The sequence below is a fragment of the Limnospira sp. PMC 289.06 genome, from assembly GCF_032350395.1.
Lineage (GTDB): Bacteria > Cyanobacteriota > Cyanobacteriia > Cyanobacteriales > Microcoleaceae > Limnospira > Limnospira platensis.
In genome coordinates this window covers 1-17,368 of sequence record NZ_JARPLC010000017.1, presented here as the reverse complement: position 1 = coordinate 17,368, position 17,368 = coordinate 1, and the positions used below count along the sequence as shown (strand labels likewise).

16 protein-coding genes and 1 pseudogene are annotated in these 17,368 nt (G+C 43.2%); 7 read left to right on the top strand and 10 right to left on the bottom strand.

What is annotated here, in order from left to right:
* Positions 1–23: 23 nt before the first annotated feature.
* From P5674_RS06065 to ileS, 7 genes are all read right to left on the bottom strand, one after another.
* Positions 24–470, bottom strand: coding sequence for a hypothetical protein (locus P5674_RS06065; RefSeq protein WP_006620181.1), 447 nt, complete (start codon positions 468–470; stop codon positions 24–26).
* A gap of 89 nt (positions 471–559) precedes the next feature.
* Entirely contained in the window at positions 560–1,843 is a 1,284-nt protein-coding gene (locus tag P5674_RS06060; RefSeq protein WP_006620180.1) for an AAA family ATPase, read from the bottom strand.
* A 536-nt stretch (positions 1,844–2,379) separates the two neighbouring features.
* Positions 2,380–2,562 carry a type II toxin-antitoxin system VapC family toxin gene (locus tag P5674_RS06055; RefSeq protein WP_006620179.1) on the bottom strand — a complete coding sequence of 61 codons (183 nt, stop codon included), beginning with the start codon at positions 2,560–2,562 and terminating at the stop codon, positions 2,380–2,382.
* Complete coding sequence (locus tag P5674_RS06050) at positions 2,559–2,804, bottom strand: hypothetical protein (RefSeq protein WP_006620178.1); 246 nt, start codon at positions 2,802–2,804, stop codon at positions 2,559–2,561. The genes P5674_RS06055 and P5674_RS06050 overlap by 4 nt, the downstream gene beginning before the upstream one ends.
* A 376-nt stretch (positions 2,805–3,180) precedes the next feature.
* Positions 3,181–3,582 carry a type II toxin-antitoxin system VapC family toxin gene (locus P5674_RS06045; RefSeq protein WP_014276665.1) on the bottom strand — a complete coding sequence of 134 codons (402 nt, stop codon included), beginning with the start codon at positions 3,580–3,582 and terminating at the stop codon, positions 3,181–3,183.
* Complete coding sequence (locus P5674_RS06040) at positions 3,579–3,854, bottom strand: hypothetical protein (protein ID WP_006620176.1); 276 nt, start codon at positions 3,852–3,854, stop codon at positions 3,579–3,581. The genes P5674_RS06045 and P5674_RS06040 overlap by 4 nt, the downstream gene beginning before the upstream one ends.
* Before the next feature lie 168 nt (positions 3,855–4,022).
* On the bottom strand, positions 4,023–6,917 hold the full coding sequence (gene ileS, locus P5674_RS06035) for an isoleucine--tRNA ligase (protein ID WP_006620175.1): 2,895 nt from the start codon (positions 6,915–6,917) through the stop codon (positions 4,023–4,025).
* A gap of 88 nt (positions 6,918–7,005) precedes the next feature.
* Between ileS and psb30 the strand changes: the two genes are divergently transcribed.
* Positions 7,006–7,236: a photosystem II reaction center protein Ycf12/Psb30 gene (psb30, locus tag P5674_RS26555; protein WP_434475121.1), complete on the top strand. Its 231-nt coding sequence runs from the start codon at positions 7,006–7,008 to the stop codon at positions 7,234–7,236.
* Positions 7,237–7,335: 99 nt separating this feature from the next.
* Here psb30 and P5674_RS06025 read toward each other — a convergent pair whose 3' ends face one another.
* Positions 7,336–7,740, bottom strand: a complete 405-nt coding sequence (locus P5674_RS06025; protein WP_006620173.1) for a DUF4346 domain-containing protein — start codon at positions 7,738–7,740, stop codon at positions 7,336–7,338.
* A gap of 233 nt (positions 7,741–7,973) precedes the next feature.
* Here P5674_RS06025 and P5674_RS06020 point away from each other — a divergent pair, with 233 nt between their 5' ends.
* The 6 genes and pseudogenes from P5674_RS06020 to P5674_RS05995 all read left to right on the top strand — a co-directional run bounded on the left by P5674_RS06020 (position 7,974) and on the right by P5674_RS05995 (position 14,110).
* A complete protein-coding gene (locus P5674_RS06020) occupies positions 7,974–10,232 on the top strand; it encodes a ribonucleoside-diphosphate reductase subunit alpha (RefSeq protein WP_006620172.1) in 2,259 nt (752 codons plus the stop codon).
* 150 nt (positions 10,233–10,382) lie between these two features.
* On the top strand, positions 10,383–10,595 hold the full coding sequence (locus P5674_RS06015; RefSeq protein WP_006668400.1) for a hypothetical protein: 213 nt from the start codon (positions 10,383–10,385) through the stop codon (positions 10,593–10,595).
* A 361-nt stretch (positions 10,596–10,956) separates the two neighbouring features.
* Complete coding sequence (locus P5674_RS06010; protein WP_286131468.1) at positions 10,957–11,442, top strand: ribonucleotide-diphosphate reductase subunit beta; 486 nt, start codon at positions 10,957–10,959, stop codon at positions 11,440–11,442.
* 321 nt (positions 11,443–11,763) lie between these two features.
* Positions 11,764–12,144: pseudogene (locus tag P5674_RS06005) on the top strand (ribonucleotide-diphosphate reductase subunit beta); the annotation flags it as partial.
* 225 nt (positions 12,145–12,369) lie between these two features.
* Positions 12,370–13,221 carry a type I methionyl aminopeptidase gene (gene map, locus P5674_RS06000; protein ID WP_006620168.1) on the top strand — a complete coding sequence of 284 codons (852 nt, stop codon included), beginning with the start codon at positions 12,370–12,372 and terminating at the stop codon, positions 13,219–13,221.
* Positions 13,222–13,369: 148 nt separating this feature from the next.
* Positions 13,370–14,110 carry a response regulator transcription factor gene (locus tag P5674_RS05995; protein WP_006620167.1) on the top strand — a complete coding sequence of 247 codons (741 nt, stop codon included), beginning with the start codon at positions 13,370–13,372 and terminating at the stop codon, positions 14,108–14,110.
* A gap of 304 nt (positions 14,111–14,414) precedes the next feature.
* Here P5674_RS05995 and P5674_RS05990 read toward each other — a convergent pair whose 3' ends face one another.
* Together P5674_RS05990 and P5674_RS05985 are read right to left on the bottom strand one after the other, a co-directional pair.
* Positions 14,415–15,176, bottom strand: coding sequence for a PHP domain-containing protein (locus tag P5674_RS05990; protein WP_006620166.1), 762 nt, complete (start codon positions 15,174–15,176; stop codon positions 14,415–14,417).
* A 205-nt stretch (positions 15,177–15,381) separates the two neighbouring features.
* Positions 15,382–16,578 (bottom strand): HetZ-related protein, encoded by a 1,197-nt coding sequence (locus tag P5674_RS05985; protein ID WP_006620165.1) that lies wholly within the window; start codon positions 16,576–16,578, stop codon positions 15,382–15,384.
* Positions 16,579–17,368 lie beyond the last annotated feature (790 nt).

Genomic DNA, 17,368 nt, shown 5'->3' with positions numbered 1-17,368 from the left:
ACATCTGGACAAATAAATTCTACTTATACTTCATGAGTGGCTAATTGATCACTAAAATCTCGCCAATCTGAATCTACTGCATTTAATATGGGTGGTTTATCGGGATGTGCGATCGCCACCGCCACAAATTGGCAATCGGATAAATCAAAACCATCCAGATTTGGATCGTTGGGGAATTCAACAAAATTATACTCGGATATTGCCGTAATCTGAATTCGTTCGCAACGCTGAGGGTTGTATTGATTAGTTAACAACCACTTCAAAAAAGCATCACCAACCCCCGGTTGTCCGCTAGAAGATAACTTCTTCTGGTACTCTTGAATGATTAACCATCCATCATCTAATACGAGAATTTCATTTGGTTGAATTTCTCTTAATCGCCGAACGCAATTAATTACACATTCCACTGATGCTTGAGAGGATTTACCATTAGCCACAATAACCACATTGGTATCAGCAATTATATACATCACGACCCTCTTTCCTCAATTTTTCGTCGCCTTCCTGCTTCGGTCATGGCGGCTAACTCTCCAAGTTCGTCACCCAAAAAACCATCTGGCTAATTATTAATGTTGCCATATTGATCGAGTTCCAAGGCAGTTATTTCTGATATTCCCCGATCGCTTGTTTGGCAAAAGTATAGCGCAGCATCTTGATTAGTTAACTGTTCTTCCGCCAGCCTTCGCTGTAAACGACGCAGCAAATGTTCGCTATGACTTTCTAAAATAATCTGTACCTTGCGGTTTTTCATAGTATCAATAAATATATCAGCCCATGCGGTTTGTGCTGAGGGATGTAGATGAATTTCTGGCTGTTCTAAAATAATTGTTGAACCTTTCGGAACGTAGTAGCAAAGTACCAGTACAGGCAAGATTTGTGAAACTCCAAAACCCACATCGGCGATCGATACTTCAGAAGAGTTCGAGCCCTGGCGAACCCGCACTTCGTAATCTTTAAGGTTTTCGGCAATTGGCTGAATATTAAATTCCGAAATTAAGCCTAAATCTCGTAAAGCTTGCCCTACCTTTTCCTCCATCATATTACTTTGGGTGAACGATCGCGAGGCAAGTAATGCGGGAATGGCTAACTCCCCTCGCTGTCCTACATCTTGGGGTTTTTCCCCTGCCCATAAATATCGCCGACGCGGATCGTCCCGCAATGGCCCAAGATAGTAGAGGTTTTGAAATAATTCCTCAAAGGCTAGAACGAAGTCAGATAAAAAGCTGGCATTTTGATAATAGCTATTGACGCGATCGGGAAATCGGTAATTTTTCAACGGCGGTGTGAGGGGCCAAGCCCGTCCGCGATTTCGCTTGAGAGAATAGCCACTATGGATTAAATCATATTCAGAGTCGTTTTGACTGGTGGCATTTATGTCTTGATCTCTGTCATTTTGGCGGCGCATTCCAAATTGATAGTTAATATCATTGAGGTTGAAACTATAAGCAAATTCTTCAACGGAAATACTGTCAGCAGTTCCCTGAATCGTAGTGGCAAAGCCCAGGGCAGAAATTGAAAATAATGTGCGATCGGGTTCGTTTTCTAAATCGGGAATTTCTAGTAAATTGGGCAGGTTCCAATCGACAGAAACATGGATTTTTCCGGGAATTTGATGCTTATGTAAGATGTCCGAAAATGTCCCTAAGTCAACATAAGCCCCCCTCGTTTCCAGTACCCGTTGGCGATCGACTGCTTCAACAGTTTGCTTCAACATCAGCAACAGTTGTAATATGGCAGTTTTTCCCGAACTATTGGTGCCAAAAAAGCCAGTCAAGGGGGCGATTCTGATGTCGCCAGTATCCTGCCAGGATTTGAAATATTTGGCGCGTAACTGGGTAATCATTTTTATGGTTGACGATCGATTACTTTCATTGAATATATTATCATCATTAGATGATCATAATTAGGGCGATCGCATCTATCTCAGCTTTGGTCAAAGCTTTTCTTTAGTCAGTCAACTAAACACTATTCGTAGGTGGGCAAATATTTGCCCACCTACCCGTAGATTTGTTACGTGAGTCCTGACTCAGCCGGTTGTCCGTTGTGCGATCGCTCAACATGGTGGCTTGGCATTAAATTTGTTGAGCAGGTTCAATATGAACCCTCGTCGAAATCTGGTTAAATGCTGGCTGCAAAACCCCGAAAGTATTTGTTAATAATGATTTAATATTAAATGGCTACACTTGATTTTATAATATTGGGATGGTTGCCCAAATCAAATGGTTTTAGAAGCCCGTGAAAAAATTGCTACTCAGTCAGGGGCAGAAACTTGTTTGAGTGCGGAGAATATGCCGCAGTGGCATTGCATTAATTGATGAACCATCGAAAATTCATCGATGAGTATAAACGGAATTTTGACCTTTTGGCTGTTAATCAAGTTTAGAATGGTTGTTTCTGCAAAATTTTTCTTAATAAAAAGCAGGTTTCAGTTATCACAGATTCGCAGGTTATGATTGGTGAAGAAATATTGTTTAGTTGATTTTTGACCCAACTATGGTATTGTTCGCTACGGTTTAAAAGAGCAACCAGAAACCCTGTGTCAATAATTACTGTTGGTTTCATTCTGTGCTGAATCCTTCTAAGTATTTTTTATTGGTAGCCAAATCGCCGGGTCTCCCTTCTAGACATCCGATAAATTCATGGGCATCTTCTAAAAACGATCGGCTTTCTGGGGATACATCTATGTTTTCGGTCTTGGTTTCTGGATAACGTTTTTTGAGAAGTTGAATGAAGTCAATGAGTAAGTCTTGCGCTTCTGGTGGCAGAGTTTGAATGTCGTTTTGAATTGGCTCTATGCTAATCATAGTTGTGATATCCTCAAAGAATTAAGAAACTAAGAAACCGGGTTTATTTGAACAGAACATTTTTTATGGTCTATCCTTTACCAAGGAAGTTTGAGCAGGCGATCGCACTCCTACTATTTAAACGCCAATCATCCATCCCGCTCATTTCCATACCAAGCTATTCCTAAAATGCTAACCTTCTTGTTTATGTTTCTTACGCTATATCCTGAACCTTTAGGAAAAATATCATATATATTTGGGATTGTTGGAAGTAGTATTTTTTAATTTTTTTCATCTCCCGAAATTCAACAATCGTCTATTAATATGAACGAGTTTTTTATGGGAATTGAAATTTTTACAACAATTGTCATATTTATATCCTGTTGTTTTAATTTTGTTAAGGAAAAACCCAGTTTTCTAATTGTAGTCCCGGAATGCGATCGTAGTGCCGAGTATTGTTGGTGACAACAATTTTACCTTCTGTAAAAGCGACACTCGCTATCATTAGATCGAAATCTGCGATTGTTTGTCCGATTCTACGCAGTTGTGACTTTAATTCTCCAAAGCGTCGTAGAGTCTGATCAGTTAAAGGTAAAACAGGTAATTGTTGGATAAAAAATTCTGCCCGAATGAGATTTTCAGTTACCCGACTAGAATTATATGCGCCATAGTACAACTCAGCAGCAGTTATGACACAAATTGAAATCTTATCCCAGCCAATTTGTCTAACTTTTTCTCTGATTTCGTAACAATTTTTCATCCAGTAAATGCATGTATCGGTATCTAGTAAATAAGTCACAGGCTATATTCTGAGTTGGAAATGCTACGGCTATCATAGATATCTTTGATGATTTCCTCATCGGTGCGATCGTCTTCCCAATCCCCAAATTTTTCCATAAACTTTTCCAGAGGATGTTCTGTTAATGTTGTTTCAGATTGTATATGTTGAGTTGACCAGTTAATCATTTCTTCTTTGATAACTTTGCGTACAACTTTTGTGAGTAGTGCTTCTAACTCGGAGACCGGGATCGCGATCGCGGGTTGATTCGTATCTGGTTGGGAGTTGTCCATAAAAAGCCTCAATTGATGATACCAGACTAGGATGATTCATTACATCTATTCTAGCGAATGATTTTCATAATTTTCTGGCACGCAAATATAATTCCTCACTTTCAAATTACAACAAGGAGAGAAGCAATCTAAAACTTCTCTCCTTTTATTCAGAGAACCCTTGGGAAATTAAAACTCTCCGGCTAAAGCCGAAACACAACGTTCGCAGATAGTGGGATGGTCTGAAGACTCACCGATATGGACAGAGTAATTCCAACAGCGATCGCATTTTTCGCCATCAGCTTTCACCACCCCAACCGCCATAAATTCCGACTCACTTTTATACTGCAAATCCGCCAGTTTATCGGGATTTTCCAATAGCTCCACCTGAGAACAAATCAACAGATATCGCAAAGCATCAACCCCGTTATTCTGCTTAAATTCCGCCGGATTTGGATTCATTGCCGCTAACTGTTGACGCAATTTTTCATCTGCCACATATAGCCGTACTTTAGCATCCAGAGAAGAACCCACCATTTTATCCTTGCGCGCCTGTTCCATCACCTGATTAACCTCAGCGCGAATCTCCCGTAATTTTACCCAAAACTCTGCTAATTCAGGCTTTTTCCAGGTTTCATCTAACCGAACCCAACCAGATTCAAACACTGATAAATAGGGGGTAGAATAGGGCATATTTTGCCAGATATCTTCGGCCGTATGACACAAAACTGGCGCGATCGCTTTCGCCAAATTTTCCAGAGCGATCGCCAAAACCGTCTGACAACTGCGCCGCCGGAAACCATTTTCCGCGCTAATATATAGTCGGTCTTTCGCAATATCCAAATAGAAATTGGATAAATCCACCACACAGAAATTCTGCACCGTTTGGAAAAAGCGGAAAAACTGATAAGTTTCAAAAGCGTCTTTCACTTCCGCAAACACTTCCGTCATGCGGTGCAACATATACCGATCTAACTCTGGTAAATCCTGATAGGCGATCGCATCTTTTGCCGGGTCAAAATCATGCAAATTCCCCAACAAAAACCGCGCCGTATTCCTAATTTTACGGTAAACATCCGACATCTGTTTTAGGATATTTTTACCCAAAGGTACATCTGCAGAATAATCCACCGAAGACACCCACAAACGCAGGATATCCGCACCATAAGCCGGCTCTTGTTGTTGATTTTTGCCCCCATTAATAACCACAGCCGGATCTACCACATTACCGATAGATTTACTCATTTTCCGGCCGTTTTCATCCAGGACAAAACCATGAGTTAGTACAGTTTTATAAGGTGCAATCCCATAGTTAGCCACACTGGTCAACAAACTAGACTGAAACCAACCCCGATGTTGATCAGAACCTTCTAAATAAATATCAGCCGGATAAGCCAATTCTGGGCGCTGTTTAGCCACCGCCGCCCAAGAGGAACCCGAATCAAACCAGACATCCATAGTATCGGTTCCCTTGCGGTATTTCTTGCCATTATTAACATAGGATTCCGGCAGTAATTCCTCAACCGAAAGTTCCCACCAAGCATCAGTACCTCGTTCAGCAATAATACCTTTTACATGGTTAATCGTTTCCTCATTTAGCAGAGGTTCCCCCGTTTCTTCCTCATAAAAAACCGGAATCGGAACCCCCCAACTGCGCTGACGAGAAATACACCAATCACTGCGATCGCTTACCATTGGCGTAATCCTATTTTCTCCCTGGGGGGGAATCCACTGCACCTGTTTAATAGCCTCTAAAGCCTGTGACCGGAAACCTTCCACCGACGCAAACCATTGTTCTGTCGCCCTAAAAATTGTCGGTTTTTTCGTCCGCCAATCATAGGGATATTTATGTTGATAGGGTTCCTCCTTAATCAAAGAACCCGCCTCTTGTAACGCTTCAATAATCGCGCTATTAGCATCTTTGAGAACATTTAAACCCGCAAACTCTCCCGCCTCCTCCGTAAAATCACCATTTTCATCTACTGGCGAAAGTATAGGTAAACCATAACGCTGACCTACGATATAATCTTCCTGACCGTGACCGGGTGCTGTATGAACCAAACCCGTCCCCGATTCAGTAGTCACATAATCACCACCAATTAAAATCCGACTTTCCCGGTCAAATAGAGGATGTTTATAGGTGCAATTTTCTAGCAGTTCGCCTTTTACCGTGGCTTTCACAGTTAAATTAGTCTCAAAAGTAGCTGATAACCTTTCCACTAATTCCGCCGCCACCAACAGATATTTAAACTCAATAGAACTCTCAGAATCCCCTTGAGTTTCTACCACCGAATATGTTAATTCTGGATTCAGAGAAACTGCCAAATTTCCCGGAATCGTCCACGGCGTAGTCGTCCAGATTGCTACTCCTAAATCCGGTAAATATGGACTCAGTAACTCTCGCACCGATTCAGCTAAACTCGTAATTCTGAAAGCCGCATAAATACTGCGGGAGGTGTGACCTTCTGGATATTCTAACTCCGCTTCCGCCAGGGCTGTTTTGGAACTCGGACTCCAATGGACGGGTTTTAGACCCCGATAAATGTATCCCTTGAGAACCATTTGAGCGAATACAGCAATTTGGGCCGCTTCGTATTCGGGAGTTAGGGTTAAATAGGGGTTGTCCCAGTCTCCCCACACCCCATAACGTTGAAATTGGGTTTTTTGTTCTTCAACCGTTTTCAGGGCAAAATCTCGCGCTTTCTCACGCAAAGTCATCGGCGTGAGTTGTTCCCTTTCTGACTGCTTCATCTGTTGCAGCACTTTCAACTCAATCGGGAGTCCGTGACAGTCCCAACCCGGCACATAGCGCACTTTTTGCCCCTGTAGAGTTTGGTAGCGGTTAATAATATCTTTGAGAATCTTATTCAGGGCGTGGCCTATGTGTAGCTGTCCATTCGCATAAGGCGGGCCATCATGAATTACAAACCGATCGCCCGGATTGTTTTCACAGAGGCGATCGTATATCTGGTTATCCGCCCAAAATTTTTGTAATTCTGGTTCCCGTTTGACGGCATTAGCCCGCATATCAAACTTGGTTTTGGGCAGGTTAACCGTGTCTTTGTAGGCGTTTTTTTCGGTCACGGCAGTATACTGAACGATTCTCTAGGGTTAGCAGTTTTCAGATATTTTAACTCTGTTGGGGACGGCTTGCCACAAATTCCCCATCGCTGTGTTTAGTTTTGTAACGTTCCTTAAAATAATCGGGCGATCGCCTGATATGATTAGACCTTGGTTTATATCATCGCTTTGGGAAGTTTTGGGAGGAACAATGGACTTTATTACCAACTTGTTCAGCAATGTCAATTTTGAACTGATCGCCCAGTTACTAATGCTATCGCTGATTGTGATTGCTGGCCCGGTGGTGATCGTATTGTTGGCGTTTCGTGGGGGCGACCTGTAGCATCAGACCCCCAAAATCTCTGAATCCAACGGAGGCGGGTGGGTTTTACCTACCCTCCCATTTTCCTGTGCCTACCAGCAGACCTACATCGACTCAAATTTAGTCCTGGATGTAATCCTGTCCATTCACTAAAGCCATTTCCGCCCGGACGAACTCCCGCCCCAGGTATAGGGCATGATCAAAACAACTCAGCGGACACCGACTCGCTTCTTCTGTGATTTTAATACCTAATTCTTTCGCCGTTCTTCCCCGGTAAATACCCATGGGAGTCCGCTTTAGTTCCCCTTTACACGGGAAAGGTTCCCCCGTGTCTGGATCAACCGCTAGGCCCTGTTCGTTGATATCGTTGCTATAATGTTCCGCACAAATTAAGCCCCTTTCTCGATCAATATAAATGATAAAATAGCCCGCCGGATCGAGTTTAATAAAACGCTGGGAGAGCTTGTCATCTAACGCTATGCGTTCTTCTGGAGATAGGTTGGTGTTCGTTGATAGAGTAGACACAAAAGTTAAAAATGCGATCGCTACAATACAGTCTACTTATTACTTTACAATATGTCGAATATTTAACCGAGGATTGTATTAATTTATACAGAAACCTCCAAGTATTAAAAAATAGTAATTGGCCATTTGCCACTAGATATAGCGTAAAACGAGAAATTTGTCAATACCTGTCACTAAATATATATATGGAGTAAATTAGTAAAGCTGATTCAAATTTCAGACATAAACAGACCATGCAAACCCTATCAACCACAACTGATACCCCCTTCAATCGCCAAATTCAGGTAATCCGGCGGGATGGATCGTTAACCCTTTTGGATGTGTCCAGAATTCGCGCAGTCGTTAACTGGGCTTGTGAAGGCTTAGATGCTAACCCCATTACTTTAGAAGCTGGACTGACCACTCGCCTTAAAAACGGCGTCACCACCAGGGAAATTCAAGATAACTTAATAGGTTGTGCCCTAGAGTTGTGTAGCCCCTCCGACCCAGACTGGCGGTATGTAGCCGGGAGGCTGCATATCTGGAATTTATGGAAAGATACCCTGGTTAGCCGTGGCTATCAATATGAGGATTATTGCCAAACCGTTACTACCAAAGTCAAAGCCGGTCAATATGACGATCGCTTATTAAAATATACCCCCGAACAGTTGAGAGAAGCCGGAACCTGGATTAACCCCCAATGGGATAAGGATTATGATTATGCGGGGGCGATTTTACTAACTAAACGTTATTTATTACCCCAGGAATTACCCCAAGAAGCCCTATTATCTTGTGCCTTATTATTAGCCGTAGTCGAAGCTCCAGAAAAACGAATGTTTTGGGCGCATAAATTCTATCAAGCGATCGCCCTGCGTCAGATTTCTTTAGCCACCCCAATTTTAGCTAATTTGCGGATTCCTAACGGGTCTTTGAGTTCCTGTTTTATTATCGGTATGGATGATAATTTAGAGAACATATTTGACACCATTAAAGACGCTGCCCGAATTTCTAAAAATGGTGGCGGTGTCGGCGTAAATGTCAGCCGCATTAGGGCGACAGGTAGCTGGGTAATGGGTAAGCCTAACGCTTCCGGTGGTGTAATTCCCTGGATTAAACTGTTAAATGATACCGCTATTGCTGTTAATCAGGGAGGCCGTCGGGCTGGGGCAATTACAGTCAGTTTAGATGTGTGGCATTTAGACATTCTCGAATTTCTGGAAATGCAAACCGAGAATGGAGACCAGCGCCGGAAGGCTTATGATATTTTCCCCCAATTAGTGATTTCTGATGAATTCATGCGGCGGGTGCGTAACTGCGAAAACTGGACTTTAGTTGACCCCTACGAAGTCCGGGTAAAATTAGGCATAGAATTATCAGAATTGTGGGGAGAAGAATTTGAGTTATCTTATCAAAAAATCGAATCCTCTTTAGATTCTAAATTAAAGCTATATAAGCGGATTAATGCTAGGGAACTGTTCAAAAATATTATGCGATCGCAAGTAGAAACCGGGATGCCTTATCTGTGGTTTAAAGATACTAGCAACGCTGCCAATCCTAACCAACACGAAGGATATATTCCTGGGGGTAATTTGTGCCAAGAATCTTGGTCTAACGTCAAACCAGGAGAACTCGCCCATACCTGCAACTTAAACAGTCTCAATTTAGCTAATTTAGATTGGCAAGACCTACCCAATATTTGCGAAATAGCCGTCCGAATTTTAGACAACACCATCGAAATTACCCACCCACCATTTCAAGCCAGTATTGACCATAATCAATGTTATCGCACCATTGGCGTAGGTGTCATGGGGTTAGCTGATTGGTTAGCAAAACGGCGCTTTTCCTATAACCATGTGCAGGAAATTAGCAACCTGTTTGAAGATATCGGATTTTACTGCACCAAAACCTCAATGGAACTCTCCAAAGAAAGGGGGGCTTATCCCGCATTTGCTGGAAGTTCCTGGAGTCAAGGCAAGTTAATTGGTGCCAAACCCGTCGATTGGTTTTTAACCCACGCCGACGATAAAATCAGGTGGAAAGAATTAAGCGAAGATATCCAAAAATATGGGATTAGGAACTCTCATATAACCGCCATTGCCCCCAATACCTCATCATCCTTAGTCCAAGGTTGCACCGCCAGCGTATTACCCTGTTATAGTCGTTTCTTCTATGACAAATGGGCTAAAGGAACCGTACCCATTGCCCCTCCCTTTATTAAAGAAAACTTCTGGTTTTACCCAGAGAATAAAACCCTAGATCAGCAAATTGTTGTCAAAGCCGTAGCCACCATGCAGCAATGGATTGATACAGGGATATCAATGGAGTTGATGTTTAACCTCAATCAAGGGGTATATTTCCCTGAAGAACCCGATCGCAGCCTGAAAGCTAAAGATATCTTTGAAACCCTCATGGCGGCTTGGGAACAGGGGTGCAAAGCCATCTATTATGTCAGGACAGTGCAGCGGGACAGCTTTCAAGAATCCGAAGATGCCTGCACAGCTTGTGCAAATTAGCTATAATATCCGTTACCACTAAACTTGTAGTCGGGGGAATCCTAAATTCTCCCGATTAGTTTCGTGTTGTTGATGAAAATTAACCGCTGATAAATACAACTTTTCAGCATTTATAAACATCAACAAAAACTCCCGTTTTGGATGGAAAAAATGACGCTTGTACTAAACTTTAACGGTCACAACAATAAGCAAATCAACAAAATGCCTCTCAATCCCATCTTTAATCCTGATGGTAATGATGATGTGGCTCACCGTTCAATGTGGTTTGGCGAGACTACCAACCTAATGCAACTTAATGATGTTCGCTATTCTTGGGCAGTCGGTTTATACAAGCAAATGCGCGAAAATTTCTGGGTTAATTAGGTAGCCCAGATTAAACCCCTTGAAAACGGGGGAACTCTGGAGTTGCATGGTTCGCCAAAACTGGGGATAATCGACAAGGAACCTTACCAAGTTGATATTAAACAAAGAAAAGGTTTTTTGGGCGCTAATTGCGATCGCATATGGCACTACAGACAATCCCGTGCCTAGCTCATAGATAGTGAGAAGGTGTAGAGACTATCCAGCTTATGGAGTAGGCAGTAAGCGGTTGACTGTCGAAGCGGGGGGCTCTTTTGTTTAACAAAAGATGATGATATAGTCCGATCTATGTGGTGACACATAGCAGCTTGAATAAAGCGGGCAACACCTAGCGAATGTTGCTGAACATCAATGACCTGAAAAACTGGACATCACCCAGGATGTTGTTGATTACACTAATTTAACCCCTGATGAACGGACGGCATTTGATGGAATTCTATCTTATTTAACTTTCTTGGATTCCATTCAAACCTGCAACATTCCCTATATCAAAAATAGTGTAACTGCCCCAGAAGTCAGCCTCTGTATGGCCGAACAAATCTCTCAAGAAGGAATGCACAATCAGAGTTATCAATACATGATTGAAACTATCATTCCTTCCGAACGGAGAAACTACGTTTATGACTTTTGGCGCACCGATAAAGTTTTACGCGATCGATGTGAATTTATCGCCGGACTTTATCAACAATATGTTGATGATCCCACCCCGGAAAATTACTTTGTCTCATTGATGGCAGATTACTTGTTAGAAGGAATGTACTTTTATAATGGGTTCATTTTCTTCTACAATTTAGCCTCGCGAATGTTAATGCCGGGAAGTGCCGATATTTTCAAGATGATTAACCGTTAATGTTAGCGGCTATTGTCAGTAATGATAATAGAAAACCCCTTGAATTCAGGGGAAGTCTCATTGAGATAATCCTGAGCGAAACCTATGCTAATTAGCAGAATGTTCAAACTATGTCAGAGTTAACATCTGGCAACTGTATGAACAAGGGACGTGCAAAGACCATCCAGAAATGGAGTAGAGTCAAGCGACTCGAAGCGGGGGGAATCCTTCTTAAATAAATAAGTTAAGGATTGTGATATGGTCTGTTCTATTCGGCGACGGGTAGCTGCTTAAATTAAGCGGGTAGGGAGTAGCGACCCCTACTGAACATTAAAGGACGAACTTTCTCATGTGCGGTTATTCCAGAAAATTATCCCGGAAGCTATGGCAATTTTTCCCCATTCCCAAGACCGGATTTATGAAATGTTCGATGCGGCTGTTCAACATGAATGCCGCTGGACCAATCATATTGTTGGTAACAACATTTTGGGAATTACTGAACACAGTACAGAACAGTACACTAAATATCTCGCTAATATCCGACTGCGTTCTATTGGTTTAGAATCCCTCTATAGTGACCCCAAATACCAAAAGAGTCCCTATACTCATTTAGAGCGTTTCTCGGATACTAAAAAAGAAGCTCACACTAAGGCGAACTTCTTTGAAGCCAGTGTTACCAGTTATGTGATGTCTTCTGGGGTGAGTGGCTGGGATGAAATTTGAGGATTACCCACCACTAAACTGTTAGCAACGCAACCAAGACAGGAAGAAGCTATCACAAACCTTCTTCCTGTTTTGATTTCTACGGTCAGCCTCTGACGCGGAATTGCTACCATGAGTAATAATACTGAATGTTTCAGACCCATATAACCCAGACATTCCTCAACAGGTGTTCTACAATAAGATATTGCACCCCTGTAAAATTCCATTGATCCAATCTTCGAGATAATGAGAAAACTGTTTAGCGATTTAATTTCCAAACCAGCACCCCCAGCCCCACCCCAACCCAAACCCCCCCAAATTAAAAAACGCCGTGGCGGTATCAGCATTAAAACCCCCGAACAAATCGAAATCATGCGAGAGTCGGGTAGAATAGTCGCGACAGTCCTCAAAGAGATCTCACAACAGATCAAACCTGGTATGACTACCGCAGAAATCGACGCCTACGCTGAAAGGCGGATTAGGGAATTAGGCGCTGTTCCTAGCTTTAAAGGCTATCACGGCTTCCCGGCTAGTATTTGCATCTGCATTAATAACGAAGTAGTCCACGGTATCCCCCGTAAAAATAAGGTGATCCGTAACTCAGATGTGGTAAAAGTCGATACAGGAGCCTACTACCAGGGTTTTCATGGAGACTCCTGCATCACTATTGCTATTGGTGAAGTGACACCATCAGCTAGTAAACTGATTAGAGTGGCTGAAGAATGTCTGTATAAAGGCATTGAACAAGTCAAAGCTGGAGCCTACTTGCTAGACATCGCTGGAGCTATTCAAGACCACGCAGAAGCTAATAACTTTCAGATTGTCCAAGAGTTTACAGGTCATGGGGTAGGAGAAAACCTGCACGAGGAACCTTCGGTGTTTAATGTCCGCACCTATGATTTACCTAATGTCAAGCTCAAAGCAGGTATGACCCTAGCCATTGAACCTATTTTAAACGCTGGCTCTCGATTTACCCGTATCCTTAGCGATCGCTGGACGGCAGTTACGGTTGATAACGCCTTATCTGCCCAATTTGAGCATACTGTATTAGTGACTGAAAACGGCTACGAAATTTTAACCGATCGCCATCAAGTCTAAACAGATACCCCACCAGCCAAAACAGGTAAATTTTCCTCAACCCTACTAAATACCCCCTCCCTTGGGTCTAGGGTTGAGGAGAGATCCACTTTCCCCGGCTTCTGCTGATAAGTCATCAAACCTGTTAACTTTTATCAACTTTATAAAAATGTCAAATCAAATCCCAGAAAATGAGCCACAAGGGGAAGAAATACCCCCAGTATCTCCTCGACTTTTATTAGTAGATGATGAACCGGGATTACGGGAAGCTGTCCAAGCCTATTTAGAGGACAGTAATTTTATTGTAGATGTCGCGGAAAATGCTAAACTGGGCTGGGAATTACTACAGCAAAATCTACCAGATTTGGTAATTACTGATATTATGATGCCGGAAGTTGACGGCTATCAATTCCTGGAACAAATGCGCTCAGACCCTAAATTTAAAGCCCTTCCTGTGGTGTTTTTGACTGCTAAAGGGATGAAAGGCGATCGCATTCAAGGTTATCAAGCCGGTTGTGATGCCTATTTATCTAAACCCTTTGACCCAGAAGAACTTGTAGCCATTGTTAAAAACCTGTTAGAACGTCGAGCCGCCACCCGCCAAGAAGCCGAAGACGGCACCCCAGATATTACCGCCTTAGCTGGACAAATTGCCCGCATTGAAAATATGCTCAAGGGTAAAACTGGCATCAATTTGAGTCCTTCCCCCATTAAAATTGACCTAACACCCAGAGAACAAAGTGTTTTAGATTTAGTCGCCCAAGGACTAATGAATAAAGAAATAGCCAGCCGTTTAGAAACCAGTGTCCGCAATGTCGAAAAATATGTGAGTCGGTTATTTACTAAAACCGGAACTAATAGCCGCACTGAATTAGTCCGTTATGCTCTCGAACACGGTTTAACTAAATGAAAATACTTGGATATTTGTTAAGATTTATTGAGAATCATCATGCAATCTCCATTTTTTTGTTAGCATTCAGTCAGAGAGTTCAAATTGACAACAGTCAATCCGATTATGAAAACCTCTGTTCTGCATAAAGAATCAGTATCAACCCTAATCCAAACATTTTTACTCCTGGTGCTGCTGTTGAGTTTTTTCCTGATGATTAGCATGGCGGGCACCGTTTGAGATTAGAGATGATCGAATTATCGCGATGCACTATGCTCAATGACCAAAAATATACCCCGTCTCTTGTGAGCGGGGAGTTGAAAATTTAGAGTCGCACTAATAGATTAAGGCCGTGGGTATCGGTGCCGCAGGTGGGCAGTAAATTGTAATCCCAAGCCAGTTGTTGTATTTCTTCAGTAATTTTTGGGGTTGGATACCAGGGGTTAGTCCGGCGATAGCCATAGAAAACCTCAACGCCATCAATTCCCAGGCGACTGGCTTCGGGGATGAGTTCTGCTGCTGGGCGGCGATATCGTGCTGGGTGAGCTAAAACAGCTAAACCGCCGGCGTTTTGGATAGCGGCGATCACAGCCCGGGCTCCGGAATGTTGACGAGGGACTGAATGATGCTGTAAATAGGGATAGATACTAGGAGCATCTGGGTCAAAAGCATAGCCCAAAATATGTACGTCGGTTTCCAGGAGGTGGGCGTTAATTTCAACACCCGTCCACAGGGTCAGGGATGGGATGTTGTCTGGTTTGCAAGCATGACTTTTCCGGTGATTTAACCAATGCTGGGCGATTTGATAGCCCTCAGTGGTATGGTGGTCTGTGATGGCAAGTCCTTTGAGTCCAATAGCGATCGCCTGTTGAATGAGGGCGATAGGGTCAAGCTGTCCATCCGATTTCGTGGTATGAGCATGGAAATTGTAGGATGTGGGACAGCTATCCGCATCAATTCCCTGTAAGACTTGAATAAGTGCTGACCGACTCATAGCCGTAGACTCAACATATTGCTTCTGAGCATTTTCCCAAGTTTTCGATAAACTGGAGAAGGATGCAGAAGCCGGGACAAGATTGACTGACATAGCCGTCGATTTCTTAATAAACCTTTACCTACATCTACTGTATCGAATTTATCAGGCCTGATGTGGGATTTCGGCTGATTTAAGGACGATTTTAGATTTAAAATTCTTATATATACTTACTAATTCTTATATATACTTACTAACTGCCATTTTAGGGAAGGATGGGGCGATCGGGTGGAATTGCCGATGCCCATTTTTCCCCACCCTAAGCTGATGCTTCACTGTTGCGATAACTAGCAGCCTGATTAAGCAATTTAGACCAACGCTTCTGTACCTGTTTGGGAGTACATTTGAGAGCCACAGCGATCGCCTTATCAGGTTCTCCATCCCGTTTTAGTTGCAATAAAGTCCTTTCCGCCAGAGACAGATTATTCTGAAACGCCGCCCATTGCTCAGTAGTCATCCCCAGTTTTTGGTCTAAGTCCGCTCCCAACCACTCATGAACCAGTTTCCAGTTATTAGAGTGAGCAAACTTTTCGACATGGTACTTAAACCGCTGTTGTAAGTAGTCCCGTTGACGAGGGGTGAGATTAAGGGCCTTATCAATATCGCCGGCTTGCCAATCCTGAAGTTTCAGAACTAGATAATCTACACAATCATTCTGACCCTGGGCTTCCAGATATTGTACCAGTTCCGCAATTACGCGATCGCGCAATACAGCATCAGCCGGGTCAACCATCTCAGACACCATCAAATCGCGAATTTGCTGCATAGCGTGGGTACGACTTTGAGCCTCAGCTTCCTCGGTTTTGCCCCCCTCAACCGCCAATTCAATATCAAGAGACATTTCTGGGGGTTGACCTTTAGCAAAACCTTGAGCCCGCAGGACGATTAACCGTTGGCGGTTGCGACCCGGTAAACCAATCTGACGCTTGGCATATTGTTCTGTAAAAGCCATATATTCCGAAAGTTCTAACCTAGTTTGGGGGGTATAGTCCGCTTCGAGTTCATGTTCACGACGAAACGCCCGCAGAGACTCAATATAGAAACCTTGGAGGAAATCTTCAATCAGATTATACCGAGCCTGGAAATGCAGATTAGAGTTAAAAGGAGCCACATGGCGGTACACCATCGCTGCCAAATTGGAGTGCAGTTCCACCCGACCTTGACGGGAACCTAGACGATAGTATTGTAAGCATTTTTGCAGGCGATGACGGGCTAAATTCAGTTGCCAGGTTCCTACTTCCCCGGAATCTTGAATCCGCTTGCTTTTGCTGCAAATGCGATCGACTTCTATGGCAATTCGCATCATTACTGAGTCGCTGCTGGCTGGTTTCAGTTTCAGAACCTGCTTAATTTCGTCTAGGAGGCTGTTCACTACTGTTTGAGTATGTAAGGTCTCAACACTGGTATCTGACAGTTCAGGGGTGGCGACGACGTTGGTAGAATTGGTATTAAACATTTTCATTACCTGGTATAAGTTGGCTGTTGCAGAGGTTGAGGTGCAGGTGCAAGGTCTTGGCTGGCTTGTTTGTTTCCCTGTCCTGATTCAACTCTCTACAATTTGAATAGTAGGAGCAACCACATTCAAACAGGGTCTGAACTGTTCCACTCTTTTAAGTAACTGCAATCACTCCTAGGGTGAACTGACCTACTTATACACAATCACTCTCGGCTCCATTTCGCTCAAACTCCCTCTGCATAAGGATTTAGACATAAGCGCGATCGCTCCTGTTCCCCCACTGTTCTGCCTATGGGACTACCCCCATTTCGTAGACAGTTACCTAACTGGTTCCTTCTGTAGTCTTCTCAAATTGATGTTGGGTTCCACTTATAAAATTGATGTTGGGTTCCACCACGCTGACAGAAACACCCCCTGATGTTCGGTTCCACTGCCCTGCACCCAACCTACTTCATAAAAAACCCCTGGTGTTCGGTTCCACCGCCGTTATACAAAACCCTGGTGTTCGGTTACACCGCCGTTATACAAAACCCTGGTGTTGGGTTACACTCCGTTACACCCAACCTACTTCATAAAAAACCCCTGGTGTTCGGTTCCACCGCCGTTATACAAAACCCTGGTGTTCGGTTACACCGCCGTTATACAAAACCCTGGTGTTGGGTTACACTCCGTTACACCCAACCTACTTCATAAAAAACCCCTGGTGTTCGGTTACACCGCCGTTATACAAAACCCTGGTGTTCGGTTCCACCGCCGTTATACAAAACCCTGGTGTTGGGTTACACTACGT